General features: G+C 49.5%; 29 protein-coding genes, 1 tRNA gene and 3 rRNA genes. 2 read left to right on the top strand and 31 right to left on the bottom strand.

All coding sequences use genetic code 11. From position 1 onward, the window contains the following. Positions 1 to 108: 108 nt before the first annotated feature. Positions 109 to 435, bottom strand: a complete 327-nt coding sequence (gene trxA / locus CBP31_RS09035) for a thioredoxin TrxA (protein ID WP_087036513.1) — start codon at positions 433 to 435, stop codon at positions 109 to 111. A 123-nt stretch (positions 436 to 558) separates the two neighbouring features. On the opposite strand from trxA, the gene rhlB reads away from it, so the two are divergent. Beyond that, positions 559 to 1,836, top strand: a complete 1,278-nt coding sequence (rhlB, locus tag CBP31_RS09030) for an ATP-dependent RNA helicase RhlB (RefSeq protein ID WP_087036511.1) — start codon at positions 559 to 561, stop codon at positions 1,834 to 1,836. Between the two features lie 92 nt (positions 1,837 to 1,928). Continuing rightward, positions 1,929 to 3,449: a guanosine-5'-triphosphate,3'-diphosphate diphosphatase gene (gppA, locus tag CBP31_RS09025; RefSeq protein WP_407668796.1), complete on the top strand. Its 1,521-nt coding sequence runs from the start codon at positions 1,929 to 1,931 to the stop codon at positions 3,447 to 3,449. Positions 3,450 to 3,660: 211 nt separating this feature from the next. Here gppA and hemB read toward each other — a convergent pair whose 3' ends face one another. The 30 genes from hemB to rplX form a co-directional block, all read right to left on the bottom strand. Further along, positions 3,661 to 4,713 carry a porphobilinogen synthase gene (gene hemB, locus CBP31_RS09020; RefSeq protein WP_087036509.1) on the bottom strand — a complete coding sequence of 351 codons (1,053 nt, stop codon included), beginning with the start codon at positions 4,711 to 4,713 and terminating at the stop codon, positions 3,661 to 3,663. Between the two features lie 19 nt (positions 4,714 to 4,732). After that, positions 4,733 to 5,512, bottom strand: a complete 780-nt coding sequence (gene tatD / locus CBP31_RS09015) for a 3'-5' ssDNA/RNA exonuclease TatD (protein WP_087036507.1) — start codon at positions 5,510 to 5,512, stop codon at positions 4,733 to 4,735. Then, positions 5,509 to 6,258, bottom strand: a complete 750-nt coding sequence (gene tatC / locus CBP31_RS09010) for a twin-arginine translocase subunit TatC (protein WP_087036505.1) — start codon at positions 6,256 to 6,258, stop codon at positions 5,509 to 5,511. The genes tatD and tatC overlap by 4 nt, the downstream gene beginning before the upstream one ends. Next, the gene (gene tatB, locus CBP31_RS09005) at positions 6,259 to 6,717 is read right to left on the bottom strand and encodes a Sec-independent protein translocase protein TatB (RefSeq protein ID WP_087036503.1); all 459 of its coding nucleotides are present in this window, start codon (positions 6,715 to 6,717) and stop codon (positions 6,259 to 6,261) included. A gap of 2 nt (positions 6,718 to 6,719) precedes the next feature. Beyond that, positions 6,720 to 6,986 (bottom strand): Sec-independent protein translocase subunit TatA, encoded by a 267-nt coding sequence (tatA, locus tag CBP31_RS09000; RefSeq protein WP_087036501.1) that lies wholly within the window; start codon positions 6,984 to 6,986, stop codon positions 6,720 to 6,722. Between the two features lie 72 nt (positions 6,987 to 7,058). Continuing rightward, positions 7,059 to 8,696: a ubiquinone biosynthesis regulatory protein kinase UbiB gene (ubiB, locus tag CBP31_RS08995; protein ID WP_087036499.1), complete on the bottom strand. Its 1,638-nt coding sequence runs from the start codon at positions 8,694 to 8,696 to the stop codon at positions 7,059 to 7,061. Next, entirely contained in the window at positions 8,693 to 9,313 is a 621-nt protein-coding gene (locus CBP31_RS08990; protein ID WP_087036497.1) for a ubiquinone biosynthesis accessory factor UbiJ, read from the bottom strand. The genes ubiB and CBP31_RS08990 overlap by 4 nt, the downstream gene beginning before the upstream one ends. Next, on the bottom strand, positions 9,313 to 10,068 hold the full coding sequence (gene ubiE, locus CBP31_RS08985) for a bifunctional demethylmenaquinone methyltransferase/2-methoxy-6-polyprenyl-1,4-benzoquinol methylase UbiE (protein ID WP_087036495.1): 756 nt from the start codon (positions 10,066 to 10,068) through the stop codon (positions 9,313 to 9,315). The genes CBP31_RS08990 and ubiE overlap by 1 nt, the downstream gene beginning before the upstream one ends. A 57-nt stretch (positions 10,069 to 10,125) precedes the next feature. Then, positions 10,126 to 10,512, bottom strand: coding sequence for a fluoride efflux transporter CrcB (gene crcB, locus CBP31_RS08980; RefSeq protein ID WP_087036494.1), 387 nt, complete (start codon positions 10,510 to 10,512; stop codon positions 10,126 to 10,128). A gap of 150 nt (positions 10,513 to 10,662) precedes the next feature. Continuing rightward, the gene (locus CBP31_RS08975; RefSeq protein WP_087036492.1) at positions 10,663 to 10,863 is read right to left on the bottom strand and encodes a tautomerase family protein; all 201 of its coding nucleotides are present in this window, start codon (positions 10,861 to 10,863) and stop codon (positions 10,663 to 10,665) included. Positions 10,864 to 11,069: 206 nt separating this feature from the next. Continuing rightward, positions 11,070 to 11,184: ribosomal RNA gene (gene rrf, locus CBP31_RS08970) — 5S ribosomal RNA — on the bottom strand. A gap of 111 nt (positions 11,185 to 11,295) precedes the next feature. Further along, a 23S ribosomal RNA gene (locus CBP31_RS08965) occupies positions 11,296 to 14,187 on the bottom strand. A gap of 385 nt (positions 14,188 to 14,572) precedes the next feature. Further along, positions 14,573 to 14,648, bottom strand: a tRNA-Glu gene (locus CBP31_RS08960). Positions 14,649 to 14,947: 299 nt separating this feature from the next. After that, positions 14,948 to 16,490 (bottom strand): 16S ribosomal RNA (locus tag CBP31_RS08955). The 16S, 23S and 5S rRNA genes sit together here with 1 tRNA gene alongside, the layout of an rRNA operon. A 1,002-nt stretch (positions 16,491 to 17,492) precedes the next feature. Beyond that, a complete protein-coding gene (gene rplQ, locus CBP31_RS08950) occupies positions 17,493 to 17,885 on the bottom strand; it encodes a 50S ribosomal protein L17 (protein WP_087036490.1) in 393 nt (130 codons plus the stop codon). 43 nt (positions 17,886 to 17,928) lie between these two features. Continuing rightward, positions 17,929 to 18,918 (bottom strand): DNA-directed RNA polymerase subunit alpha, encoded by a 990-nt coding sequence (locus tag CBP31_RS08945; protein WP_087036488.1) that lies wholly within the window; start codon positions 18,916 to 18,918, stop codon positions 17,929 to 17,931. A gap of 24 nt (positions 18,919 to 18,942) precedes the next feature. Continuing rightward, positions 18,943 to 19,563, bottom strand: coding sequence for a 30S ribosomal protein S4 (rpsD, locus tag CBP31_RS08940; RefSeq protein WP_087036485.1), 621 nt, complete (start codon positions 19,561 to 19,563; stop codon positions 18,943 to 18,945). A gap of 30 nt (positions 19,564 to 19,593) precedes the next feature. Beyond that, positions 19,594 to 19,986 (bottom strand): 30S ribosomal protein S11, encoded by a 393-nt coding sequence (rpsK, locus tag CBP31_RS08935; RefSeq protein WP_086964551.1) that lies wholly within the window; start codon positions 19,984 to 19,986, stop codon positions 19,594 to 19,596. A gap of 14 nt (positions 19,987 to 20,000) precedes the next feature. Next, positions 20,001 to 20,357, bottom strand: a complete 357-nt coding sequence (gene rpsM / locus CBP31_RS08930; RefSeq protein WP_087036484.1) for a 30S ribosomal protein S13 — start codon at positions 20,355 to 20,357, stop codon at positions 20,001 to 20,003. Positions 20,358 to 20,500: 143 nt separating this feature from the next. Continuing rightward, complete coding sequence (gene rpmJ / locus CBP31_RS08925) at positions 20,501 to 20,614, bottom strand: 50S ribosomal protein L36 (protein WP_086964549.1); 114 nt, start codon at positions 20,612 to 20,614, stop codon at positions 20,501 to 20,503. 26 nt (positions 20,615 to 20,640) lie between these two features. After that, a complete protein-coding gene (gene secY / locus CBP31_RS08920) occupies positions 20,641 to 21,972 on the bottom strand; it encodes a preprotein translocase subunit SecY (protein WP_087036482.1) in 1,332 nt (443 codons plus the stop codon). A gap of 8 nt (positions 21,973 to 21,980) precedes the next feature. Further along, a complete protein-coding gene (gene rplO, locus CBP31_RS08915; RefSeq protein WP_087036480.1) occupies positions 21,981 to 22,415 on the bottom strand; it encodes a 50S ribosomal protein L15 in 435 nt (144 codons plus the stop codon). 4 nt (positions 22,416 to 22,419) lie between these two features. Then, positions 22,420 to 22,602, bottom strand: coding sequence for a 50S ribosomal protein L30 (gene rpmD / locus CBP31_RS08910; RefSeq protein WP_086964546.1), 183 nt, complete (start codon positions 22,600 to 22,602; stop codon positions 22,420 to 22,422). A gap of 6 nt (positions 22,603 to 22,608) precedes the next feature. Next, the gene (gene rpsE, locus CBP31_RS08905; RefSeq protein ID WP_087036478.1) at positions 22,609 to 23,109 is read right to left on the bottom strand and encodes a 30S ribosomal protein S5; all 501 of its coding nucleotides are present in this window, start codon (positions 23,107 to 23,109) and stop codon (positions 22,609 to 22,611) included. Between the two features lie 14 nt (positions 23,110 to 23,123). Continuing rightward, positions 23,124 to 23,477, bottom strand: coding sequence for a 50S ribosomal protein L18 (rplR, locus tag CBP31_RS08900; RefSeq protein WP_087036476.1), 354 nt, complete (start codon positions 23,475 to 23,477; stop codon positions 23,124 to 23,126). 9 nt (positions 23,478 to 23,486) lie between these two features. After that, complete coding sequence (rplF, locus tag CBP31_RS08895; protein WP_087036474.1) at positions 23,487 to 24,020, bottom strand: 50S ribosomal protein L6; 534 nt, start codon at positions 24,018 to 24,020, stop codon at positions 23,487 to 23,489. Between the two features lie 9 nt (positions 24,021 to 24,029). Further along, the gene (gene rpsH / locus CBP31_RS08890) at positions 24,030 to 24,422 is read right to left on the bottom strand and encodes a 30S ribosomal protein S8 (protein WP_087036472.1); all 393 of its coding nucleotides are present in this window, start codon (positions 24,420 to 24,422) and stop codon (positions 24,030 to 24,032) included. Between the two features lie 22 nt (positions 24,423 to 24,444). Continuing rightward, on the bottom strand, positions 24,445 to 24,750 hold the full coding sequence (gene rpsN / locus CBP31_RS08885) for a 30S ribosomal protein S14 (protein ID WP_087036470.1): 306 nt from the start codon (positions 24,748 to 24,750) through the stop codon (positions 24,445 to 24,447). 11 nt (positions 24,751 to 24,761) lie between these two features. Then, positions 24,762 to 25,301, bottom strand: a complete 540-nt coding sequence (gene rplE / locus CBP31_RS08880; protein ID WP_087036468.1) for a 50S ribosomal protein L5 — start codon at positions 25,299 to 25,301, stop codon at positions 24,762 to 24,764. Positions 25,302 to 25,315: 14 nt separating this feature from the next. Further along, positions 25,316 to 25,633: a 50S ribosomal protein L24 gene (rplX, locus tag CBP31_RS08875; RefSeq protein ID WP_087036466.1), complete on the bottom strand. Its 318-nt coding sequence runs from the start codon at positions 25,631 to 25,633 to the stop codon at positions 25,316 to 25,318. Between the last annotated feature and the right edge of the window lies 1 nt (position 25,634).

The following is a 25,634-nucleotide window of genomic DNA, read 5'->3' as shown; positions in this document are numbered from 1 at the left end:
TTGGCACAAATGTAGGTTAGCAAACGATCAACAAATTAGCACTAAAAAGACCGGCAGTCTATAAAAACAACAAGGGGTGCTTTGCGCACCCCTTGTTCAATTTCGCTATTACAGGTTAGCGTCTAAGAATTCTTTTAACTGAGACTTAGACAGCGCGCCCACTTTGGTCGCTGCTATTTCGCCGTTTTTAAACAATAACAAAGTAGGAATACCACGAATACCGAACTTAGGCGGCGTATCGGCGTTTTGGTCGATGTTCAATTTGCCGATGGTCACTTTGCCTTCATACTCTTCGGCCACTTCAGCCAAAATTGGGGCGATCATTTTACAAGGACCACACCATTCAGCCCAGAAATCGACTAATACGGGACCACTCGCTTTTAGCACGTCTGCTTCGAAGCTGGCATCGGTCAGCTGCACAATTTTGTCACTCATCTCCAACTCCCGTTAGTTTTTTTTATCACTCAACAGTAAATGTTGAGACTATGTTGAATTTAGTTGGTCTATTCCAAACGATCCTGTTTATTATTGCAAGCCTAACCTGATATTCTGAACGTTATGAGCAAAACACACTTAACTGACGTAAAATTTGCCCAATTGGGTCTACAACCTCAAGTTGTCACCGGATTGGACGCAAAAGGATTTCACAACTGCACGCCGATACAGGCGTTGTCGTTACCCCATTTAATTGCTGGCAAAGATATTGCGGGACAAGCCCAAACGGGCACGGGTAAAACCATTGCCTTTCTCGCCGCCACTTTTAATCACCTCTTAACCACGCCCGCGCCTGAACATCGCCAACTCAACCAGCCTAGGGCCATTATTATGGCGCCGACCCGAGAGCTGGCGGTGCAAATCCATAATGACGCGGACACCCTCAGTGCCAGCACCGGCTTAAAATTAGGCTTGGCCTATGGCGGCGAAGGCTATGAAGAACAAACCGAAGTACTTAACGCGGGCGTCGATATTTTAATCGGTACCACGGGTCGTATTATCGACTTCTTGAAGAAACAAGTGATCGACATGGGCGCCATTCAAGTAGTGGTACTCGACGAAGCAGACCGCATGTTTGATTTGGGTTTTATCAAAGATATCCGCTTTTTATTCCGCCGCATGCCGCAGCCGAACCAGCGGGTGAATATGCTGTTTTCGGCCACGCTTTCACTACGAGTGCAAGAGCTGGCCTACGAACATATGAATAGCCCAGAGCAAGTCACTATTGAGCCTGAGCAAAAAACAGGTCTGCACATTAAAGAAGAGCTATTTTATCCCGCCCAAGAAGACAAGCTATTACTGCTGCTGACCTTGGTGGAAAGCGAATGGCCAGAGAAAGCCATCGTGTTTGCTAACACCAAACATAGCTGTGAAAAAGTCCATGGCTGGTTAGCAGCAGACGGTCACAGAGTCGGTTTATTAACTGGGGACGTACCACAAAGAAAGCGCACCGCCATTTTAGAAGACTTCACCAGTGGTGCTCTGGATATTCTAGTGGCCACCGATGTGGCAGCGCGCGGCTTGCATATTCCCAATGTCAGCCATGTCTTTAACTACGACTTGCCCGATGACGCAGAAGACTATGTGCATCGCATTGGTCGTACCGGTCGAGCCGGTGCCAGTGGTTGCTCTATCAGCTTTGCCTGTGAAGAATATGTGTTTAATTTACCGGCCATAGAAACCTATATAGAGCACAGTATTCCGGTCACGGATTACGATAAAGCAGCCTTGCTTGATGATGTGACGCCGCCCGAGCGTATTCATCATCATAGGGCGCACTCAACTCGCAAACCCCACGACGGTCAACGCCGCCCCAGTACGCCATATCGTCGTCGTAGCTAACCAGGAGTAATGGTGTGAGCACTGGTGTGACTAATGCTGTAAAGAATAACGCTCTATACGCCGCCATCGATTTAGGCTCAAACAGCTTTCATATGCTGGTGGTGCATGAGGTGGCAGGAGCCAGCCGTACCTTGGCTAAAATTAAGCGCAAGGTACGCTTGGCTGCCGGCTTACAAGAAGACGGTAATCTCGATGATGCCGCCATGCAAAGAGGCTGGGATTGTTTGCAGTTATTCGCCGAACAACTGCAAGATATTCCTGCCAACCATATTCGTATTGTTGGCACTGCAACCTTGCGCATCGCCCGCAATATCAATGTTTTCTTAGAGCAAGCCCAAGTCATATTGGGCCATCCGATCCGCGTTATTTCCGGCGAAGAAGAGGCGGCACTCATTTATGAAGGTGTGGCTTGGACCTCGTCGGGCACCGGCCGCCGCCTCGCCATCGATATTGGCGGCGCCAGTACCGAGTTAGTGATCGGTGAAGCCACCTCGGCATTGCTGCTGAACAGCTTAGATATGGGCTGTGTCACTTGGCTAAGACGCTACTTTGCCGATGGCTTACTATCACAAAGCAACTTTGAACGGGCCATAGCGGCGGCACGCCAAGTGCTGACACCTGTGGCTGGTGCTTATCTCAAACTTGGCTGGCAAGGCTGCATTGGCGCTTCTGGCACCATACAAGCCATTCAAGAAATTATGATCAGCCAAGGTGCTGACGAGCGTATTACCTTAGCTAAGTTACAAGCACTTAAACAAGATGCTATCGCTTGCCAGCGGCTAGATACGCTAAACCTGCCCGGCCTACAGGCCGACCGCGTCAGCGTGTTCCCTTCTGGTTTAGCCATCCTGATTGCCTTGTTTGATATGTTGGCCATCGACGACATGGTGCTGGCCGGTGGCGCACTGCGCGAGGGCTTGATGTACGGCATGTTAGGCCAACGCCAAGACTGCGATGCTCGTGAGCGCAGCGCGGATAGCCTGATCAGTCGTTATCAGCTGGATCGCACCCAAGCCGAGCGGGTGCGCAACACCGCACTCAATGCCTTGAGTCAGCTTATTAATCAACAAAAAGCCGTGCAAAAAAAAGCAGAACTGCGGACAGTCGACCAGACGCTAGAGCTAGAATTAGAACTAGACAGCGCCATGTTAGGCTGGGCGGCACTCTTGTATGAGCTGGGTTTGTGCATCGAATATAAGCGCGCTCCTGAGCACGCGGCTTATATTATTAGTCACATCGACCTGCCAGGTTTTACCGCCGCACAAAAGCAGCTATTAGCGGCCTTATTGCTTAATCAGCGCGATGATTTTCAGCTAGCAGCGCTCGAGCTGCAAAGCGCCATCGACACCGAGCAGGCTATCTTACTGGCTCGTTTGCTACGCATCAGTATTATTCTCTGCCTGCGCCGCACTCGCGGTACCGTGCCGGAGTTTCAGATTAGTGCGCAAGGTTCACAGCTCACGCTGACGCTACCGGCCAACTGGAGCCAAACCCACCATCTGCGCGCCAGTGAACTGCAGCAAGAGGCACAGCGCCAAACCGAGTTGGGTTGGCCGTTGGTGATTGAAGAGATGGCGAAGAGTGAAGGGGCAAAACTGAACTTAAGAGACTAAAGACTTTCTCGCCACGGAATACACGGAAGAACACGGACAAAACACTAGGGAACAAGACGGTTCTATTGGATAGACCTTAGAAAAAGTATCTGTTTCGCTCTTGTTCTTTTGCTCTACTTCCGTGGCTTTCCGTGTATTCCGTGGCAAAAATGGTTTTGTTTTGAAAAAAGGCGCCTTGCGGCGCCTTTATCGTTTCAAACATGCAGATTAATTATTCTTTATCAGCAGGCTTTTTATCTGCGTATTTAGCCAGCTGCTCTTCTTTAAGCCAGGTGGCGACGCGCTTAGCGAAGTAAGTGAGAATACCGTCGGCACCGGCACGCTTAAAGCACATCAACGATTCCAGTACGGTTTCACGCTCTTTCAACCAGCCGTTTTGAATAGCCGCCATGTGCATGGCGTATTCGCCACTCACCTGATAAGCAAAAGTCGGCACACCAAACTGGTCTTTTACGCGGCGTACCACATCTAAATACGGCATGCCGGGTTTGACCATTACGCTATCCGCACCTTCTTCGATATCGAAGGCCACTTCTTGTAATGCTTCGTCACTGTTGGCCGGATCCATTTGATAGGTCGACTTATTCGCACCTTTCAAATTCGCCGCCGAGCCGACCGCGTCCCTAAATGGGCCGTAATAGTTAGAGGCATATTTAGCAGAATAAGCCATGATCTGGGTGTTAATAAAACCCGCGGCTTCTAACGCTTGTCGAATAGCACCGATACGGCCATCCATCATGTCAGAGGGGGCCACAATATCAGCACCGGCCTCCGCTTGGCTTAACGCCTGCTTCACCAATACCTCGGTGGTGATATCGTTCAGCACATACGCGTTGTCATCCAAGATGCCGTCTTGGCCATGTACCGTAAACGGATCTAAGGCCACGTCTGTCATTACACCAAGCGTGGGATAGGCGGCTTTGAGGGCACGCACGGCTTCTTGAGCCAAGCCTTGAGGATTGTAAGCTTCTTCTGCCATTAAGGTTTTCTGGCTGGCATCCACTACCGGGAATAAGGCAATCAAAGGTACGCCTAACTTCACCAATTCACCGGCTTCAATGAGCAGTAAATCAATCGATAAGCGATCAATGCCTGGCATTGACTCCACCGCTTCGCGACGGCCTACGCCCGGCAATACAAATACCGGATAAATCAGGTCATCCACGGTCAGGGTGTTTTCGCGCACCAAGCGACGGCTAAAGTCTTGATTACGGGTGCGACGTAAACGACGGGATTGAAAATTACCAAATATCTGTTGAGTCATGACTGCTCCTAGCAAAGAACTAAATACGGAAAAAGGCACGACTGGTCGCCGAAGTCTCGGCAATCAGCTGGTCGGGATTTTCGCCCCGACAGGCGGCAATACGGTGGGCGATGTGACCAAGATATGCCGGCTCATTGCGTCGGCTCTTCGGCTTCACCGTTAAATCTCGCGGTAACAGATAAGGGCTATCTGTTTCTATCATCAAGCGATTGGCTGGAATTAACGACACTAGCTGTTGCAACTCTTGGCCCCGGCGCTCATCGCAAATCCAGCCGGTGATGCCGATGTGTAAATTGAGTGCGAGGCAATCTTTAAGCTCATCTTCACTACCGGTAAAACAATGCAGCACCGCCGCTGGCAACTTTTCACGCCACGGAGTTAAGATATCCATAAAACGCTGATGGGCATCGCGACAGTGCATAAAGACTGGCAATTGTAGCTCGGCGGCTAAGGCCAATTGCGCCTCAAATACGGCTTCTTGCTGAGGGCGTGGTGAAAAATCGCGGTTAAAATCTAAGCCACACTCACCGATGGCAACCACTTCTGTACGTAGAGCCAAGGCGCGTAACGCACTCAGGCTCTGTGCGTTAAAGCTTTTGGCATCGTGGGGATGAATACCGGCAGTGGCATAACAAAAGCCGGGCTGACTGGCTGCATAGTCGGCGGCGACCTGGCTAGCGGCCAAGTTAGTGCCGGTTAGGATCAGCGCCGACACGTCCGCCGTTTTAGCTCGCGCTATTACTTGGTCTCGGTCTTCATCAAACTGACGGTCGGTTAAGTTAACGCCAATATCAATCATGAAGCTGAGTCCTGCTCTTCTTCATCTTCCGGACGGCGCACGTAGAAGCGCGCGAAAAATACGCCCACTTCAAACAGCAACCACATCGGAATTGCCAACAGAGTTTGCGAAATCACATCCGGAGGTGTGAGCAGCATACCCACCAAAAATACGATCACAATCACATAAGGGCGTTTCTTGGCCAGCTCTTTAGGGGTCATCATCCCAGTCCAGCAGATCACGATAGTGGCTATCGGGATTTCAAAGGCGATACCAAAGGCGATAAACAATCCCAGTACAAAGTCCAAATAACTGGCGATGTCGGTCGCTATGGTCACGCCTTCTGGCGCCATCTTGGTAAAGAAGCCAAAAGCTAATGGAAACACCACAAAGTAGGCAAAGGCCGCGCCCGCATAAAAAAGCAAGGCACTGGAGAACACTAACGGCGTAATCAGGCGCTTTTCATGTTTATACAGCCCAGGCGCGATAAACGCCCACACTTGATATAACACATAAGGAATGGCGAGAAAGAAGGACACGATAAGGGTGAGCTTCATCGGCGTTAAAAACGGCGTCGCCACCCCAGTGGCTATCATGGTGCCGCCCTCGGGTAATTGACGCAGCAAGGGCTCGGCTAAGATGGTGTAAATATCGTTAGCGAAATACACCAAAGCCAAAAACACCAGCAACACAGCGGCGAAGGCGCGCAAAATCCGTCCTCTCAGCTCCACTAAATGGCTGAACAAGGGCTGATGTATCTGATTCATTTAAGATTTATCCTGCGAAGCCGGAGGTGATAAAGCTGAGTCGTCTGGTACTTGCTGCGGCTCTTGAACTTGTTTTTGAATTTGCTCTTGTTGGTTTAGCTCTGGTTCTGACTTTTGCTCTTGAACAACGCTGGCCGCTGGTTGGTCTGCTTTAGGCAGTGCCTTCTTTTCGTAAGGGCGCGTAACAGACGCGGCGGCTTCTCTGAGCTGATCAACGGACTCTTTCAGCTCAGGGCTTAAATGCTTAATGTCGAGCTGCTCGGCTTTTTTCAGATCCCGATGCAGCTCTTCCATACGCAACTCTTGGCTTAGCTCTGTCTTCACCGCATTGGCGGTATCGCGCACCGTTTTAAACAAGCGTGACACGGTTCTGATAGCCACCGGCAATCGCTCGGGGCCCAGCACCAAGAGTCCAACCACGGCGATCACTACCAGCTCCCAGAAACCAATATCAAACATGCTTATACTCGATCATTATCTTTGGTTTTCTCGTGGTCTTTTGGCGTCAGCGGTTCTGCTTGGTCTTTTTTATCAAACAGCGCTTCTTGCTCAAAGTCCGCATCTTGTTGGTCTTTAGCCGCGTTTTTTTCATCGTCGCTCATGGCATTTTTAAAGCCTTTGACCGCCGAGCCTAAATCGCCGCCTAAACCGCGTAATTTCTTAGTGCCAAACAACAGCACCACGATTAACACTACGATAAGTAACTGCCATACACTGATACCCGCCATAACTCACTTCCTATCTAAAATAAAACCACATCATAACCGAGCTTGATGACAATACCTTGATGCTCGATCACATTAGCGTGCTATTTTCCGCCAACCCAGTAGCCAAACCACTAAAGTCAGCACCAAACCCAACATTGCCCACTGATTTTTGTCCATGGCTAACAACAAAGTACTGGCCAGCAAGGTAGTTGCCCCCATGGCGAGCAAGAAGCGCCCTTTACTCTGCGCTTTATCATGCACGGCAAACTGGTTATACAAACCTTGTACTTGATGCTGCTGCAGCTTGGCTTGACGAAGTGCGTCATAAATCAGCTCCGGCAACTCGGGCAATTTTTCGGCCCAAAAAGGCGCCTTTTCTTTGACAGCATTAATCACCGCTTTATAGCCTACTTGTTGCTGCATCCACTCTTCTAGGAAGGGTTTTGCCGTCTTCCATAAATCTAGTTGTGGATATAACTGTCGCCCTACGCCCTCTACATATAACAGGGTTTTCTGTAACAGCACCAGCTGTGGCTGCACCGCCATATTAAAACGACGAGCGGTATTAAACAGATTTAACAGCACATGACCAAAAGAGATCTCAGACAGCGGCTTCTCAAATATGGGCTCCAACACGGTGCGGATCGCCGACTCAAATTCTTCTATTTTAGTATCCGCCGGCACCCAGCCCGACTCCACATGTAACTCAGCCACTTTGCGATAATCGCGATTAAAGAACGCCAGAAAATTATCGGCTAAATAGCGTTTGTCGTCTTTATTAAGGGTGCCGACGATACCGCAATCGATGCCAATCCACTGGGGATCCTGCGGATGTTCATAAGAGACAAAAATATTGCCAGGATGCATATCCGCATGAAAGAAGCTGTCACGAAATACTTGGGTGAAAAACACCTCTACCCCGCGCTCTGCCAACAGCTTCATATTGGTGCCGTTCGCTTTCAATGCCGCTATATCTGACACTGGAATACCGTAAATTCGCTCCATCACCAGCACATTTTCACGGCCATAGTCAGAATAAATTTCTGGCACATAGAGCGTGCCTGAGCCTTCGAAGTTACGCCGCAATTGAATGGCATTGGCCGCTTCGCGCAATAGATTAAGCTCATCGAATAACGTCTTACGGTATTCCTCCACCACGGCTACAGGTTGCAGGCGCTGAGTTCGCTCCGGTGCAAAACGTGCCACTAGGCTGGCCAAGGTATGCATCAAGCTCACATCGGCTGCAATGGTTTTTTCTATATCCGGTCGTATCACCTTGATCACAACTTCTTGACCGGTTTTCAAACGGGCCGTGTGTACCTGAGCGATAGACGCCGACGCTAGCGGCATTACGGCGAAGCCATCAAACAGCTCGCCTATCGGCGCGCCAAGGCTATGTTCAATCAGTTGCTGCGCCAACACCCCATCAAAGGGCGGCACTCGGTCTTGCAATAATGCCAGCTCTTCGGCGATATCTGGCGGTAATAGATCGCGGCGCGTCGACAACATCTGACCGAACTTGATAAAAACCGGCCCCAGCTGCTCAAACGCTAAGCGAATACGCTGCCCGCGAGACAGATCCGGATGACGATTCTTTAGCCAAAATATACTTTTTCTCGCCATGCGTGCCGGCCAAATTTGTAACCGCACTGGGATCAATTCATCCAGCCCGTATTCGAGCAGCGTTTTGCCTATCTGATAGAGTCGTACTAGTTCACGGAGCTTTTTCATGAATGCCTAATATTATCCGTTAAGGTCGCCAGTCGCATTGCTAGCTTCAAGCTCTGCTGGTGTAGCTCACTCACTTGGTCACTAAAATCCGCTAACTCCAGCGGCCCTACGGCCAAGCGGGCTTCTTCCCGCACATAATCACCCACATGTGCACCCAGTGCTTGCCCTCTCACCTGCAATGAACGCGTGAGCTCACGGGAGTGTCGCACAGCCAAATGGGCTAAGGCATCACCCGCGTAAGGAGCCAGCCAAGCTTCGATATCAAAATTCGGCGTTTTAAGCAGCGCAGAAAAATCTTGCCAATAACTAGGGTCGCCCTGCAAATCAATACGGCCATCGCGGATATATTGCATCAGCAAGCCTTTGTCTTTTAGTAAGCCTAAGGCATTGAGCGATAGACTCAGATGACTGTCGACCGAGCCTTCAAACTGTCGCAACACCACCAGCTTATCATCACAAAACAACAGGTACAGACTCATTACATCAGTAATAGTCAGCTGCAGGGTTTTTCCTTGTAATGGCGCCGCTTTCTTGATGCCCTCAGCATCATTGAGCAATAGACGATTAAAGGCCGTTTCTAATGCACCATTCAATAAAGGAAGTAACAAAGAACGCATCAGAATTTAAACCCGCGATGCAGCGCTACTATGCCGTCGGTAAGATTGAAGTACTCAACCTGCTCAAGGCCCGCTTGCTCCATCATACCTTTAAGGGTTTCTTGGTCGGGGTGCATACGAATAGACTCAGCTAAGTATTTATAGCTGTCCCCGTCTTGGGCCACGAGACTGCCGACTTTCGGTAAAATATTAAAAGAGTAGAAGTCATAAAGCTTATTCATGATTTCATGCTGCGGTTTAGAAAACTCCAATACCAACAAACGGCCACCGGGCTTTAACACCCGCTGCATAGAAGCAAGTGCCTTATCTTTATCGGTCACGTTGCGCAGACCAAAGGCGATGGTAATTAAGTCGAAATGATTATCCGGAAACGGCAGTGCCTCGGCGTTGGCTTGCACATAAGAGATGTTGTTACCCAAGCCTTTATTTCTGAGCTTATCGCGGCCCACTTTAAGCATGGAGTCATTGATATCCGCCAATACCACCTGGCCGGTTTCGCCGACAATGCGCGAAAACTTCGCGGTCAGATCGCCAGTACCACCGGCTAAGTCCAACACCTTTTGTCCTTTGCGCACCCCAGAACAATCTATAGTAAAACGCTTCCATAGCCGATGAATACCGAAGGACATCAAATCGTTCATGATGTCGTATTTAGCCGCCACCGAATGAAAGACACTGGCCACCATCTGCTCTTTTTCGTTAGCTTCTACCGTTTTGTAGCCGAAGTGAGTCGTCGACTTGTCTTGTTCTGACATGCTGGAGGCACCTATAAAATCAAAGTATGTGAGTGTACTGCAAATACGCGGTCTAGACTAACGCGCAGCCAACAGGCTAGAGGTTAGTTGCATGCCACAGTAGGTCAACATAATACAACAAACCACATTGAGGCACACATTCAACATTGCTTTAAGCCATTGACCCTGTTCAATTAATAATAAGCTATCGAGGGAGAAAGAAGAAAAAGTGGTGAGTGCGCCCAATAATCCCACCATCACGAACGGCCGCCAGCCATGCGCACTCAATACCTGCTGTTGCACCAAAACAAATACGCAGCCCATGATCAGCGAGCCCAGCATATTCACCGTTAGGGTACCGTAGGGAAACGAACGTCCCACAGCACGCGTCATAAGATCGGTAATGCCAAAGCGTAATATGGCACCCAGCGCGCCGCCAAGCGCGATAAATAACAAGGTTTTCATGTGTAAGCCAAGCGATTAACAACGTAAAGAGCAGGGATTCAGCTTACGCCTAGCATCGGCAAAAGCCTATCGGAAAGTAATCAGGATGGGGAATACAGCTAGCCGCAGGGGTTCGTTAGCAGGGCCAAGACCCTGCTAACGGCAAGCTAGTTAGGCTAAACGTTCACGCTTGGCTTTTACCGACTCACCTGCCACACCAAAGTCTTGGGCGGCAATATCTTGCAGCAGAATACGCACAGTTTCTGGCTTCACATCCAGCGCCTTCACGCAGGCATCGGTCACTTCTTTGATCAGCGCTTCTTTCTGTTCATTGCTACGGCCCGCTATTAAGGCAATATTTAAAATCGGCATGAAAATTTCCTTTACGTCTTTGAGTATTAACTTGACTGGCCATTACAGTAAAAAAGGCCCGCTTAGTCAAATCTATCAAGCACAACGCCCGCTGAAAAATATAATCACAGTCCCAACACAGTACCAGTCGAACAAAGAGGGAGCTCAATGCTAAATTGCAAACGAAAAAAGCCCGACTCTTTCGAATCGGGCTTTTTGAATTGGTTGCCTGGCGGTGACCTACTTTCACATGGCAGCTGCCACACTATCATCGGCGCGGCTGCGTTTCACTACTGAGTTCGGCATGGGATCAGGTGGTTCCACAGCGCTATGGCCGCCAGGCATAAATTGTAATCTGGAAAGCTGGTTTGTAGTTGTCGTACTGTTTAAGCACGCTAACTTGAATAATTTGTTTGTTCTCGACCGCAAGGTCTCACACTTCTTGGGTGTTGTATGGTTAAGCCGCACGGGTAATTAGTATTGGTTAGCTCAATGCATCGCTGCACTTACACACCCAACCTATCAACGTTGTAGTCTCCAACGGCCCTTTAGAGGGCGTAAAGCCCTAGGGATGACTCATCTTGAGGCTCGCTTCCCGCTTAGATGCTTTCAGCGGTTATCGATTCCGAACGTAGCTACCGGGCAATGCATCTGGCGATACAACCCGAACACCAGGGGTTCGTCCACTCCGGTCCTCTCGTACTAGGAGCAGCTCCTCTCAATCATCCAACGCCCACGGCAGATAGGGACCGAACTGTCTCACGACGTTCTGAACCCAGCTCGCGTACCACTTTAAATGGCGAACAGCCATACCCTTGGGACCGACTTCAGCCCCAGGATGTGATGAGCCGACATCGAGGTGCCAAACACCGCCGTCGATATGAACTCTTGGGCGGTATCAGCCTGTTATCCCCGGAGTACCTTTTATCCGTTGAGCGATGGCCCTTCCATACAGAACCACCGGATCACTATGACCTACTTTCGTATCTGCTCGACCTGTCCGTCTCGCAGTTAAGCTGGCTTATGCCATTGCACTAACCGTACGATGTCCGACCGTACTTAGCCAACCTTCGTGCTCCTCCGTTACTCTTTAGGAGGAGACCGCCCCAGTCAAACTACCCACCAGGCACTGTCCGCAACCCCGATAAGGGGCCTACGTTAGAACATCAGACATACAAGGGTGGTATTTCAAGGATGGCTCCACGACAACTGGCGTCATCGTTTCACAGCCTCCCACCTATCCTACACATGTAGGGCCAATGTTCAGTGCCAAGCTATAGTAAAGGTTCACGGGGTCTTTCCGTCTAGCCGCGGGTATACGGCATCTTCACCGCAAATTCAATTTCACTGAGTCTCGGGTGGAGACAGCGTGGCCATGATTACACCATTCGTGCAGGTCGGAACTTACCCGACAAGGAATTTCGCTACCTTAGGACCGTTATAGTTACGGCCGCCGTTTACTGGGGCTTCAATCAAGAGCTTCACCCGAAGGCTAACCCCATCATTTAACCTTCCAGCACCGGGCAGGTGTCACACCGTATACGTCCTCTTGCGAGTTTGCACAGTGCTGTGTTTTTGATAAACAGTTCCAGCCACCTGGTCACTGCGGCTGAGTCACGCTCCATCCGCAAGGGATTTCACATGCCTCAGCGTACCTTCTCCCGAAGTTACGGTACTATTTTGCCTAGTTCCTTCACCCGAGTTCTCTCAAGCGCCTTAGTATTCTCTACCCGACCACCTGTGTCGGTTTGGGGTACGATTCACGTGTACCTGAAGCTTAGAGGCTTTTCCTGGAAGCGGGGCATCAGTGACTTCACCGCCGTAGCGATTTCGTCTCAGGCCTCAGCATTGTGCGTCCGGATTTACCTAAACACACTGCCTACACCCTTTCACCAGGACAACCAACGCCTGGCCCACTTAGCCTTCTCCGTCCCCCCATCGCAGTACACGTCAGTACGGGAATATTAACCCGTTTCCCATCGACTACGCCTTTCGGCCTCGCCTTAGGGGTCGACTCACCCTGCCCCGATTAACGTTGGACAGGAACCCTTGGTCTTTTGGCGTGGAGGTTTTTCACCCCCATTATCGTTACTCATGTCAGCATTCGCACTTCTGATATCTCCAGCATGCTTCACAACACACCTTCGCAGACTTACAGAACGCTCCCCTACCACGCACTCAATAAAGAGTGCATCCGCGGCTTCGGTGCATAGTTTAGCCCCGTTACATCTTCCGCGCAGGCCGACTCGACCAGTGAGCTATTACGCTTTCTTTAAATGATGGCTGCTTCTAAGCCAACATCCTGGCTGTCTGAGCCTTCCCACTTCGTTTCCCACTTAACTATGACTTTGGGACCTTAGCCGGCGGTCTGGGTTGTTTCCCTCTTCACGATGGACGTTAGCACCCACCGTGTGTCTCCCGGATAGTACTTTGCGGTATTCGGAGTTTGCATAGGGTTGGTAAGTCGGGATGACCCCCTAGCCTAAACAGTGCTCTACCCCCGCAAGTATTCGTCCGAGGCTCTACCTAAATAGATTTCGGGGAGAACCAGCTATCTCCCGGTTTGATTGGCCTTTCACCCCCAACCACAAGTCATCCCCTAATTTTGCAACATTAGTGGGTTCGGTCCTCCAGTTGATGTTACTCAACCTTCAACCTGCTCATGGCTAGATCACCGGGTTTCGGGTCTAATCCTAGCAACTATTCGCCCAGTTAAGACTCGGTTTCCCTACGGCTCCCCTATACGGTTAACCTTGCTACTAAAATTAAGTCGCTGACCCATTATACAAAAGGTACGCAGTCACCCAACAAGTGGGCTTCCACTGCTTGTACGTACACGGTTTCAGGTTCTATTTCACTCCCCTCACAGGGGTTCTTTTCGCCTTTCCCTCACGGTACTGGTTCACTATCGGTCAGTCAGGAGTATTTAGCCTTGGAGGATGGTCCCCCATATTCAAACAGGATATCACGTGTCCCGTCCTACTCGATTTCACTGTAAATGACGTTTGGTGTACGGGGCTATCACCCACTACGGCTGGTCTTTCCAGGACCATTCCACTACATCATAAACAGCTTAAGGGCTGGTCCCCGTTCGCTCGCCGCTACTAGGGGAATCTCGGTTGATTTCTTTTCCTCGAGGTACTTAGATGTTTCAGTTCCCTCGGTTCGCCTCGTAACGCTATGTATTCACGTTACGATACTCTACTAAGTAGAGTGGGTTTCCCCATTCGGATATTACGGACTCAAGCGCTTCTTACCAGCTCATCCGTACTTAACGCAGGTTAGCACGTCCTTCATCGCCTCTGACTGCCAAGGCATCCACCGTGTACGCTTAGTCACTTAACCATACAACCCCAAGAAGTGTGTTTTATGCGGCTTTAGCTTAGCGATTTCTTCGTTATAACGTTCACTCCTTCAATCACATAAAAAACTATGCTCATAAAGTCGTTCACGTTATGCCTTGAACTCGCGTTGCTAACGCTCGTCTAAATATATTGCTATATAAAGACTGCATAAAAACAATTCTCTAAGCGGGGTTGTGCGCATCAGTGACTGATGCTTACAACTATATTTCGCCAAGAATTTCTAAGACACTTGCGTATCAAGAACTACAAATTATTTCTATCAGCTTTCCAGATTGTTAAAGAACAGAGTAGTTAAACCCTAAGCGTTAGACTTTAAAAGAAGTTAATCTTTTACAGCGTAATGCTTAGTGTTTGAGCGGCTTTAATGGCGTCCCCAAGGGGATTCGAACCCCTGTTACCGCCGTGAAAGGGCGGTGTCCTAGGCCTCTAGACGATGGGGACTAAAAATCTGTTTGTTGAAGCAAGCTTCAACGATTTTTAGTAAAGGTGAGCGGTGAGCTCCGCGAACCCGATCGACAAGAACAATGATGTCCCTGAGCACCGGCTCGGCACACTTAATCCACAGAAGATGTTCTCTCTGATAGGTATAAGTATGAAACCTTTCCCAAATCGCACATTTACTGATGAAGGCCTGTTTACATGGCGGACTATAGGCAAATCCGCCGCCACGCCTTCATCAAAAGCGCTCTACTCATATATCAAGCAAACTGTGTGAACACTCAACAGCCGTTAAGTTAAGGTAAGGAGGTGATCCAACCCCAGGTTCCCCTAGGGTTACCTTGTTACGACTTCACCCCAGTCGTGAATCACAAAGTGGTAAGCGCCCTCCCGAAGGTTAAGCTACCTACTTCTTTTGCAACCCACTCCCATGGTGTGACGGGCGGTGTGTACAAGGCCCGGGAACGTATTCACCGTGGCATTCTGATCCACGATTACTAGCGATTCCTACTTCATGGAGTCGAGTTGCAGACTCCAATCCGGACTACGACGCGCTTTCTGGGATCCGCTCACCATCGCTGGTTGGCTTCCCTCTGTACGCGCCATTGTAGCACGTGTGTAGCCCTACCCGTAAGGGCCATGATGACTTGACGTCGTCCCCACCTTCCTCCGGTTTATCACCGGCAGTCTCCCTTGAGTTCCCGCCATTACGCGCTGGCAACAAAGGATAAGGGTTGCGCTCGTTGCGGGACTTAACCCAACATCTCACGACACGAGCTGACGACAGCCATGCAGCACCTGTATCAGCGTTCCCGAAGGCACCAATCCATCTCTGGAAAGTTCGCTGTATGTCAAGGGTAGGTAAGGTTCTTCGCGTTGCATCGAATTAAACCACATGCTCCACCGCTTGTGCGGGCCCCCGTCAATTCATTTGAGTTTTAACCTTGCGGCCGTACTCCCCAGGCGGTCAACTTAATGCGTTAGCTCCGAAACCCACGTCACAAGGACACAGACTTCAAGTTGACATCGTTTACAGCGTGGACTACCAGGGTATCTAATCCTGTTTGCTCCCCACGCTTTCGCACATGAGCGTCAGTCTTTGTCCAGGGGGCCGCCTTCGCCACTGGTATTCCTTCCAATCTCTACGCATTTCACCGCTACACTGGAAATTCTACCCCCCTCTACAAGACTCTAGTTTGCCAGTTCCAAATGCAGTTCCCGAGTTGAGCTCGGGGCTTTCACATCTGGCTTAACAAACCGCCTGCGTGCGCTTTACGCCCAGTTATTCCGATTAACGCTTGCACCCCTCGTATTACCGCGGCTGCTGGCACGAAGTTAGCCGGTGCTTCTTCTGTGGTTAACGTCACAGTGTAAACGTATTAAGCTCACACCTTTCCTCACCACTGAAAGTGCTTTACAACCCGAAGGCCTTCTTCACACACGCGGCATGGCTGCATCAGGGTTTCCCCCATTGTGCAATATTCCCCACTGCTGCCTCCCGTAGGAGTCTGGGCCGTGTCTCAGTCCCAGTGTGACTGGTCATCCTCTCAGACCAGTTAGAGATCGTCGCCTTGGTGAGCCATTACCTCACCAACAAGCTAATCTCACTTGGGTTCATCCAATCGCGAAAGGCCCGAAGGTCCCCTCCTTTCCCCCGTAGGGCGTATGCGGTATTAGCCATCGTTTCCAATGGTTATCCCCCACGACTGGGCAGATCCCCAAGCATTACTCACCCGTCCGCCGCTCGTCAGCAAAGTAGCAAGCTACTCTCTGTTACCGCTCGACTTGCATGTGTTAGGCCTGCCGCCAGCGTTCAATCTGAGCCATGATCAAACTCTTCAATTAAAGACTTGATGCTCAATGAATTACTGATATATCTATTACTAGGTACACTTTACAAGACATTGAAAAACAATATTATTTTGTTCTCAACGTGCTGCTAAGTGCCCACACAGTTTGCTTGATAAATTGTTAAAGAGCGTTGACCGTATCTCAGGTCGGGATGCGTATTCTACGCATTCCTTTTAATTCGTCAAGTGTTTGTTTGAACTATCTTTCCGTTCCCTGCAAACCCTTGTGACCGTGAGCGCCTTGCCCCGTGTCAGTGGAGGCGAGTATAGAGATCTGAGCTTTTAGCGCAAGGGCTTTTACTCGATAAATGACACTTTAATGACTGACTGCTCAAACACCCAGCAAGCGCACAAGATACCCACAGAGTTATGCACATTAAGCCGGTGTGGTGTGAAGTGTAAGGGGTGAGGCGGAGACATAAACCAAGTACTGAGCGCCCTGCTTCTTAGCAATATTGAATGTTTAATTTAGAATTCATATTAAAAGCCAAGAAAAAGTCGCACTGCTGGTTAGCTTTGTGCCTTAATCGCAGCTTCTTCACTATTTATGGCTCTCGTCGTTTCAGCTGCCACTTACATATATATAGGTAAGTAATAGGTAGATAGTTGTAGTCGGGACTATCAGCGTTCAGCTCGCGATAAACAGTGGCGCCGGCCGAGCTATATCAGAGGAAGATTGTCAGGCTGAAGACTTAGCGTCTGTTTTGTTGTTCGTCTGGTTCTGCTGCTCTTCTTATACCTGAAGTGGATCTAGGATTAGCTTTAATAGTTAGGTGCTAGATACAGGATTGAGTAGGTATAAGAGGCGAAATCAATTTTTTGCGCGAGCGGAGGTGGTTAAGGTAGAAGATTTTTGTGCTGAGCTAGGCGTAAAGGCGTGGTGTTGCGAGGTGTGTTCTTAGAGTGAATGGCACATGACTTAAAGCTGCGTCTTATAATAGAAAGGAATTACTGGGGAGCAGACAAGAAAAAGCCGGGCGAGCCCGGCTTTTGATTCTTACTCTTCAGTAGCGTCTACTACTGATGCATTGATATCACGACCTACCAGCTCAATATAAGCCATAGGTGCGTTATCGCCTGCACGGAAACCACACTTCAGGATGCGGGTGTATCCACCCGGACGCTCCTGGTAGCGAGGTCCCAAATCGTTGAACAAAATACCCACTACTTCGCTGTCGCGAGTACGGGCAAATGCCAAACGACGGTTAGCTACTGTGTCGACTTTAGCCAATGTGATCAAAGGCTCTACAACACGACGTAGCTCTTTTGCCTTGGGCAGTGTCGTTTTAATAACGGCATGACGAACCAAGGAGCTAGCCATGTTGCGGAACATAGCCTGACGGTGGCTGCTGTTCCGGTTAAGTTGACGACCACTCTTACGATGGCGCATGAACTAATCCTTCCTAACTAAATCTGTAAAACCGTGACCCGGTTTATTCGTCAGCGATGCTAGCTGGCGGCCAATTCTCGAGGCGCATGCCCAGAGACAAGCCGCGTGACGCTAACACGTCTTTAATCTCAGTAAGAGATTTCTTACCTAAGTTAGGAGTCTTTAACAACTCAACTTCGGTACGCTGTACCAGATCACCAATGTAGTGGATCGCTTCAGCCTTCAGACAGTTCGCAGAGCGAACTGTCAGCTCTAGATCGTCGACAGGACGCAGCAGTATCGGATCGAACTCAGGCTTGTCTTCTTTCTCTTCTGGTTCGCTAACATCACGAAGATCTACGAAGGCTTCCAGTTGTTCAGCCATAATAGTGGCTGCACGACGGATAGCTTCTTCTGGATCTAAGGTGCCGTTAGTTTCCATGTCGATAACCAGCTTATCTAAATCGGTACGCTGTTCAACACGGGCCGCCTCAACATTATAGGCGATTCGAACCACCGGGCTATAAGCCGCATCCAGCAATAAACGACCAATTGGACGCTCATCGTCTTCAGTGTGCGCACGGGCAGAAGCAGGTACATAGCCTCGGCCGCGTTGCACTCTTAAACGCATGCTGATTTCGGCATCATTGCCTGTCAGATGACAGATAACGTGCTCTGGGTTAACAATCTCAACGTCATCACCGTGGGTGATGTCGCCTGCAGTTACGGGACCTGCACCAGTTTTGGTCAAAGTAAGGGTGACTTCGTCCTTGCCTTCCAGCTTCACAGCAACTTCTTTCAAGTTAAGCAAGATTTCCAGGACATCTTCCTGAATACCTTCCTTGCTGCTGTACTCGTGCAGTACACCGTCGACTTCGACTTCAGTAATCGCACAACCCGGCATGGATGAGAGCAGAATACGACGTAGCGTATTACCCAACGTGTGACCAAAGCCACGCTCCAGCGGCTCGAGAGTCACCTTGGCATGAGTCGGGCTGATCTGTTCGATATCAACCAGACGCGGCTTAAGAAAATCTGTTACAGAACCCTGCATTGTGTCCTCTCTTTGAAGCTAGCTTTACTTAGAGTAAAGCTCGACGATCAGCTGTTCGTTGATTTCGGCAGATAGGTCGCTACGCTCAGGCAGACGCTTGTATACGCCTTGCATGTTAGTAACGTCAACTTCTACCCAAGTCGGCTTTTCGCGTTGACCGGAAACCTCAAGAGCGGCTTTGATCCGGGCTTGTTTCTTCGCCTTCTCGCGAATGCTAATCACATCCTCGGGAGAAACTTGGAACGAAGGAATGTTCACAACCTTACCGTTTACCAGGATCGCCTTGTGGCTGATCAACTGGCGTGATTCGGCACGTGTAGAGCCAAAACCAATGCGGTAAACAACGTTGTCTAAACGTCCTTCCAGCAGCTGCAACAGGTTTGCACCGGTATTGCCTTTCAAGCGAGCAGCTTCTTTATAATAGTTACGGAATTGCTTTTCCAGAACGCCATACATACGACGAACTTTCTGCTTTTCACGCAGCTGTACACCATAGTCGGACAAACGGGCTTTACGCGCGCCGTGCTGGCCAGGTGCAGTATCAATCTTACATTTAGAATCTATCGCGCGGACGCCTGACTTTAAAAACAAGTCAGTTCCTTCACGACGACTCAGTTTGAGTTTGGGACCCAAATATCTTGCCATGTTCTTTCTCCAACTATCCTACAAGAAGTGTTATACGCGACGCTTCTTAGGAGGACGACAACCGTTGTGCGGAATCGGAGTCACATCAGTGATATTGGTGATGCGGAAACCCGCAGCATTCAATGCACGAATAGATGACTCGCGGCCCGGACCCGGACCATTCACCATTACTTCTAGGTTTTTAACACCGTATTCTTTCGCAACTTCACCAGCGCGTTCTGCAGCTACCTGAGCAGCGAACGGGGTTGATTTGCGCGAACCACGGAAACCTGAACCACCAGCAGTTGCCCAAGAAAGAGCATTACCCTGACGATCAGTAATAGTTACTATGGTGTTGTTGAAAGATGCATGAACGTGGGCAATCCCATCGCTCACCTGCTTTTTGACGCGCTTACGCGTACTACGAGCTGGAGTTTTAGCCATGATCTACCTTCCCGTTATCTCTTGATCGGTTTACGAGGACCTTTGCGCGTACGCGCATTAGTCTTAGTGCGCTGACCACGAAGGGGTAGGCTGCGGCGATGACGCAAACCTCGGTAACAACCCAGGTCCATCAGACGCTTTATGTTCATGGAGATTTCGCGACGCAGATCACCTTCAACGATGAACTTTGCAACTTGCTCACGCAGGGTTTCTACCTGAGCTTCATCCAATTCTTTAATCTTCACATTCTCAGCGATACCGGCTGCAGCACAAATGGCTTGTGAGCGGGTAAGACCTATGCCATAAATCGCAGTTAAAGCAATAACTGCATGTTTATGGTCAGGAATGTTAATGCCAGCGATACGGGCCACTATGCACTCCTACAAAGTTATAAATATTTAGCCATTGCAAAGCCCGTCTAGGATACGCAACGACTGTACAGACACACCCTTAACAAGGGAGGCTGGCTACTTTAGCCAGCTCGCCTTTAAATTACAAGTTAAACCGTAACTTTTTAGCCTTGACGCTGTTTGTGTCTAGGCTCAGTGCAAAGAACACGTACTACGCCGTGGCGTTTAACGATTTTGCAGTTACGGCAAATTGCCTTAACGGAAGCGCGAACTTTCATTGCTTAACTCCGTAAATTACCGAATCTTAGCGGTTATAACCTTTCAGATTCGCTTTTTTCATCACGTCGCCATACTGATGAGACATCATGTGGGTTTGCACCTGAGCCATGAAGTCCATGATGACGACCACAATAATTAACAGCGAAGTACCACCAAAGTAGAACTGGACGTTCCAAGCTGTCATCAGAAACTGTGGCACTAAACAGACAAAGGTAATGTACAGCGCACCAACCAAGGTTAGGCGAGTCATTATCTTATCGATATAGCGCGCGGTTTGCTCACCTGGGCGTATGCCTGGGATAAACGCACCACTCTTTTTCAAGTTATCTGCCGTCTCACGCGGGTTAAACACCAACGCGGTATAGAAGAAACAGAAAAAGATAATAGCAGTTGCATACAGTAGCACATACAGCGGCTGACCAGGTTGCAGGGCAAGAGAGACCTCTTGCAATGCATTGGCGAACCACCCTTCTCCTTGGCCGAACCATGAGGCTACGGTACCTGGGAAAAGAATAATACTGGATGCGAAAATTGCCGGAATAACCCCCGCCATATTCACTTTCAAGGGCAGGTGTGTACTTTGTGCTGCAAAAACCTGACGGCCTTGTTGACGCTTGGCGTAGTTCACCACAATGCGGCGCTGGCCACGTTCAACAAATACCACAAAGAAGGTTACTGCAAACACAATCACGGCCAGTAGCAACAGCAACAATACGTGCAATTCCCCCTGACGCGCCTGCTCTGCCGTGGCACCAATAGCCGATGGCAGACCAGCAACAATACCCACGAAGATTATCAACGAGATACCATTGCCAATGCCTCGTTCGGTAACCTGTTCACCTAACCACATTAAAAACATGGTACCGGTGACCAAGCTCACTACGGCTGTGAAATAGAATGGCAGTCCTGCGTTAACCACAAGTCCTGGCATCATATTTGGTAAGCCGGTAGCGATACCGATGGCCTGGATGGTGCCGAGCACGAGCGTGCCATACCGGGTGTACTGACTGATCTTACGACGGCCAGATTCACCTTCCTTCTTTAGCTCAGCTAAAGCGGGGTGAACCACAGTCAGTAACTGGATAATAATGGACGCAGAAATATACGGCATTATACCCAGCGCCAGTATAGACGCTCGTTCCAGGGCGCCACCACTGAACATGTTAAACATTTCAATGATGGTGCCCTGCTGCTGTTTAAACAACTCGGCAAGTACGGCGGCGTCAATTCCAGGAATAGGCACATAGGAACCGGCGCGAAAGACAACAATCGCGATAAGAACGAAGAGTAAACGACTCTTCAATTCACCCAGCCCACCTTGTGCGCTTTTAGATTCTAATCCTGGTTTTTTGGCCATAGTACTTTTTATTCCTCGATTTTACCGCCGGCAGTCTCGATGGCTGCGCGTGCACCTTTGGTGACGCCCAAACCAACCACAGTCACTTCACGGTCAATGCTGCCAGACAGAACAACTTTGGCGAACTGGATATTCTTGGTAATCAAGCCAGCTTGCTTCAGGGTGTTCAAGTCAACAACGTTGCCTTCAACTTGAGCCAGTTCACTCAAACGGACTTCAGCAGTAACTAAACCTTTACGCGAAGTAAAACCAAACTTCGGTAAACGCTGTTTCAATGGCATTTGACCGCCTTCAAAACCGTTACGAACCTTACCGCCAGAGCGAGATTTCTGACCTTTATGGCCACGACCAGCGGTTTTACCCATGCCTGAACCGATACCGCGACCTACGCGCTTAGCGCTTGGCTTTGAACCGGCAGCTGGGGATAGAGTATTCAAACGCATGCGATTACTCCTCAACCTTTACCATGTAGTAAACCTGGTTGATCATACCGCGTGTACAAGCTGTATCTTCCAGCTCAACGGTGTGACCAATACGACGCAGACCCAGGCCACGCAACGTTGCCTTATGCTTAGGCAAACGGCCGATCGAGCTGCGAGTCTGTGTAATTTTTACAGTCTTGTTAGCCATTGGCGCTTACCCCAGAATTTGGTCAACGCGCAGACCACGTTTCGCAGCGACTTGCTCTGGAGACTTCATTTTTTCCAGAGCGCCGATGGTAGCGCGGACTACGTTGTTTGGGTTGGTGGAACCGTACGTTTTAGCCAGTACGTTATGAACACCCGCAACTTCTAACACAGCGCGCATTGCACCGCCGGCAATAATACCGGTACCGTCAGAAGCAGGCATCATGAATACGTTTGAACCAGAGTGACGACCTTTAACCGGGTGGAATAAGGTGCCATTGTTCAGGCCAACTGTACGCATGTTACGACGAGCCTGTTCCATTGCTTTTTGAATCGCAGCTGGAACTTCACGAGCTTTACCGTAACCAAATCCGATACGACCGTTACCGTCGCCTACTACCGTCAGAGCGGTGAAGGAGAAGATACGACCACCTTTTACAACTTTTGAAACACGGTTAACTGCAATAAGCTTTTCTTGCAGATCGCCGGCTTGAGCTTCGATTTTTGCCATTTTCGACTCCACCTTTAGAACTGAAGACCAGCTTCACGTGCAGCGGTAGCTAATGCAGCTACGCGACCGTGATATTGGAAACCGGAACGGTCAAAAGCGACAACTTTAACGCCTTTTTCAAGAGCGCGTTCAGCGATTGCTTTACCGATAACTGCTGCGGCATCAATATTGCCAGTTGATTTCAACTGTTCGCGCAATGCTTTTTCTACGGTAGACGCAGAAGCCAACACGGCGGTACTACCAGTTGCAATAACCTGGGCATAGATGTGACGCGGAGTACGGTGAACCACAAGGCGTGTCGCACCCAGTTCCAGCATCTTTGCACGTGCTTTTGTAGCACGGCGGATACGAGCTGATTTTTTGAGCATAGTGTTACCTTACTTCTTCTTAGCCTCTTTACTGCGCACCTGTTCGCCGAAATAGCGAACGCCTTTACCTTTATAAGGTTCTGGCTTGCGGTACGCACGAATATTGGCAGCGACCTGACCGATCTGCTGTTTGTCGGCAGACTTGAGAACAATCTCAGTCTGAGTCGGACATTCAGCCGTCACGCCTTCAGGAAGCGCATGCTCAACCGGGTGAGAGAAACCCAGAGACAGTGCAATTGCATTGCCTTTCATCTGGGCACGATAGCCAACACCAACCAGCTGCAGCTTGCGCTCAAAGCCTTCGGTAACACCGACAACCATGTTATTGACCAGTGACCGGGCAGTACCGGACTGGGCATTAGCATTTGCTACGTTTTCACGTGGGGCAAACGTCAGCACGTTATCATTCTGGCTGATTTCAACGGCAGCATTAATAGTACGGTTTAACGTACCCTTGCTACCTTTGACAGTAATTTCCTGACCATTCAACGTCACTTCTACGCCAGCAGGAATATTGATAGGTGCCTTTGCAATACGGGACATATCTACTCCTTAAGCTACGTAGCAGATGATTTCACCGCCCATACCGGCTTTACGCGCGGCACGGTCGGTCATTACACCTTTAGACGTGGAAATGATAGCAACACCCATACCTGCCATTACTTTTGGCAGTTCGTCGCGCTTCTTATAGATGCGCAGACTTGGGCGGCTAACGCGTTGGATCAGTTCAACAACCGCTTCGCCTTCGAAGTACTTTAAAGTCACTTCTAGCTCAGGCTTGACGTCACCAACAACGTTAAAGTCAGCAATATAGCCTTCTTCTTTAAGTACTTGGGCAATTGCCGTTTTTACTTTAGAAGAGGGCATGGTCACAGCCACTTTATTGGCTGCCTGACCGTTGCGGATGCGGGTTAGCATATCCGCGATCGGATCTTGCATGCTCATAATCTATTACTCCCGTGTTCGCTTACCAAGAAGCCTTCTTCAGGCCTGGAATTTCACCCTTCATCATCAGCTCACGCACTTTAATGCGGCTCAGACCGAATTTACGCAGGAAACCATGCGGACGGCCTGTGATGTTGCAGCGGTTATGCTGACGAGAGGGACTTGCGTCACGGGGCAATTGCTGCAGTTTTAGCACTGCATCCCAACGATCTTCTTCAGAAGTGTTCACGTTAGAGATGGTATTTTTCAGTGCAAAACGCTTCGCTGAGAATTTTTCAGCTAGCTTTGCGCGCTTGACTTCGCGAGCTTTCATTGATTGCTTTGCCATAACCCTACACCTTACTTACGGAATGGGAAGTTAAAGGCTGCCAGTAAAGCATGGCCTTCGTCGTCTGACTTAGCAGAGGTAGTGATAGTAATGTCCATACCACGTACACGATCTACTTTGTCATAATCGATCTCTGGAAAGATGATTTGCTCTTTCACACCCATCGAGTAGTTACCACGGCCGTCGAACGATTTAGCGTTCAGGCCACGGAAGTCACGAATTCGAGGAATGGAAATCGAAATCAAACGCTCCAAAAACTCCCACATACGCTCGCCGCGCAGTGTTACTTTACAACCAATTGGGTAGCCTTCACGGATTTTGAAGCCAGCAACGGATTTACGAGCAATGGTGATCAATGGCTTTTGACCGGAAATGGCAGCCATATCGGCGGCAGCATTATCCAAGATCTTTTTATCAGCCAAAGCTTCACCCACACCCATGTTCAGGGTGATTTTCTCAATCCGAGGGACTTGCATGATAGACGTATACCCGAACTGACTCATCAGCTCTTTTACTACAGTTTCGTTGTAGTAACCATGCAGTTTCGCCATCGTATAAACTCCAATTACTTCACAAGTTCGCCGGTTGACTTGAAGAAACGTACTTTCTTCTCGTCTTCGAACCGGAAACCAACACGGTCAGCTTTGCCAGAGGCAGAGTTGAACAGCGCTACATTTGAAACGTCGAGAGGTGCTTCCTGCTCAATAATACCGCCAGCTTGGCCCAGTTGTGGGTTTGGCTTCTGGTGTTTCTTGTTCAGGTTAAGACCTGCGACTACTACTTTACCAGCTTCAACTAAAACTTTAGTGACTTTGCCACGTTTGCCTTTGTCTTTGCCGGTAAGAATGATGACTTCGTCATCGCGACGGATTTTAGCTGCCATC

The organism is Oceanisphaera profunda, from assembly GCF_002157895.1.
Taxonomy (GTDB): Bacteria; Pseudomonadota; Gammaproteobacteria; order Enterobacterales; family Aeromonadaceae; genus Oceanimonas; species Oceanimonas profunda.
The sequence above is the reverse complement of the archived record's forward strand: the minus strand, read 5'-3'. Positions and strand labels throughout refer to the sequence as shown.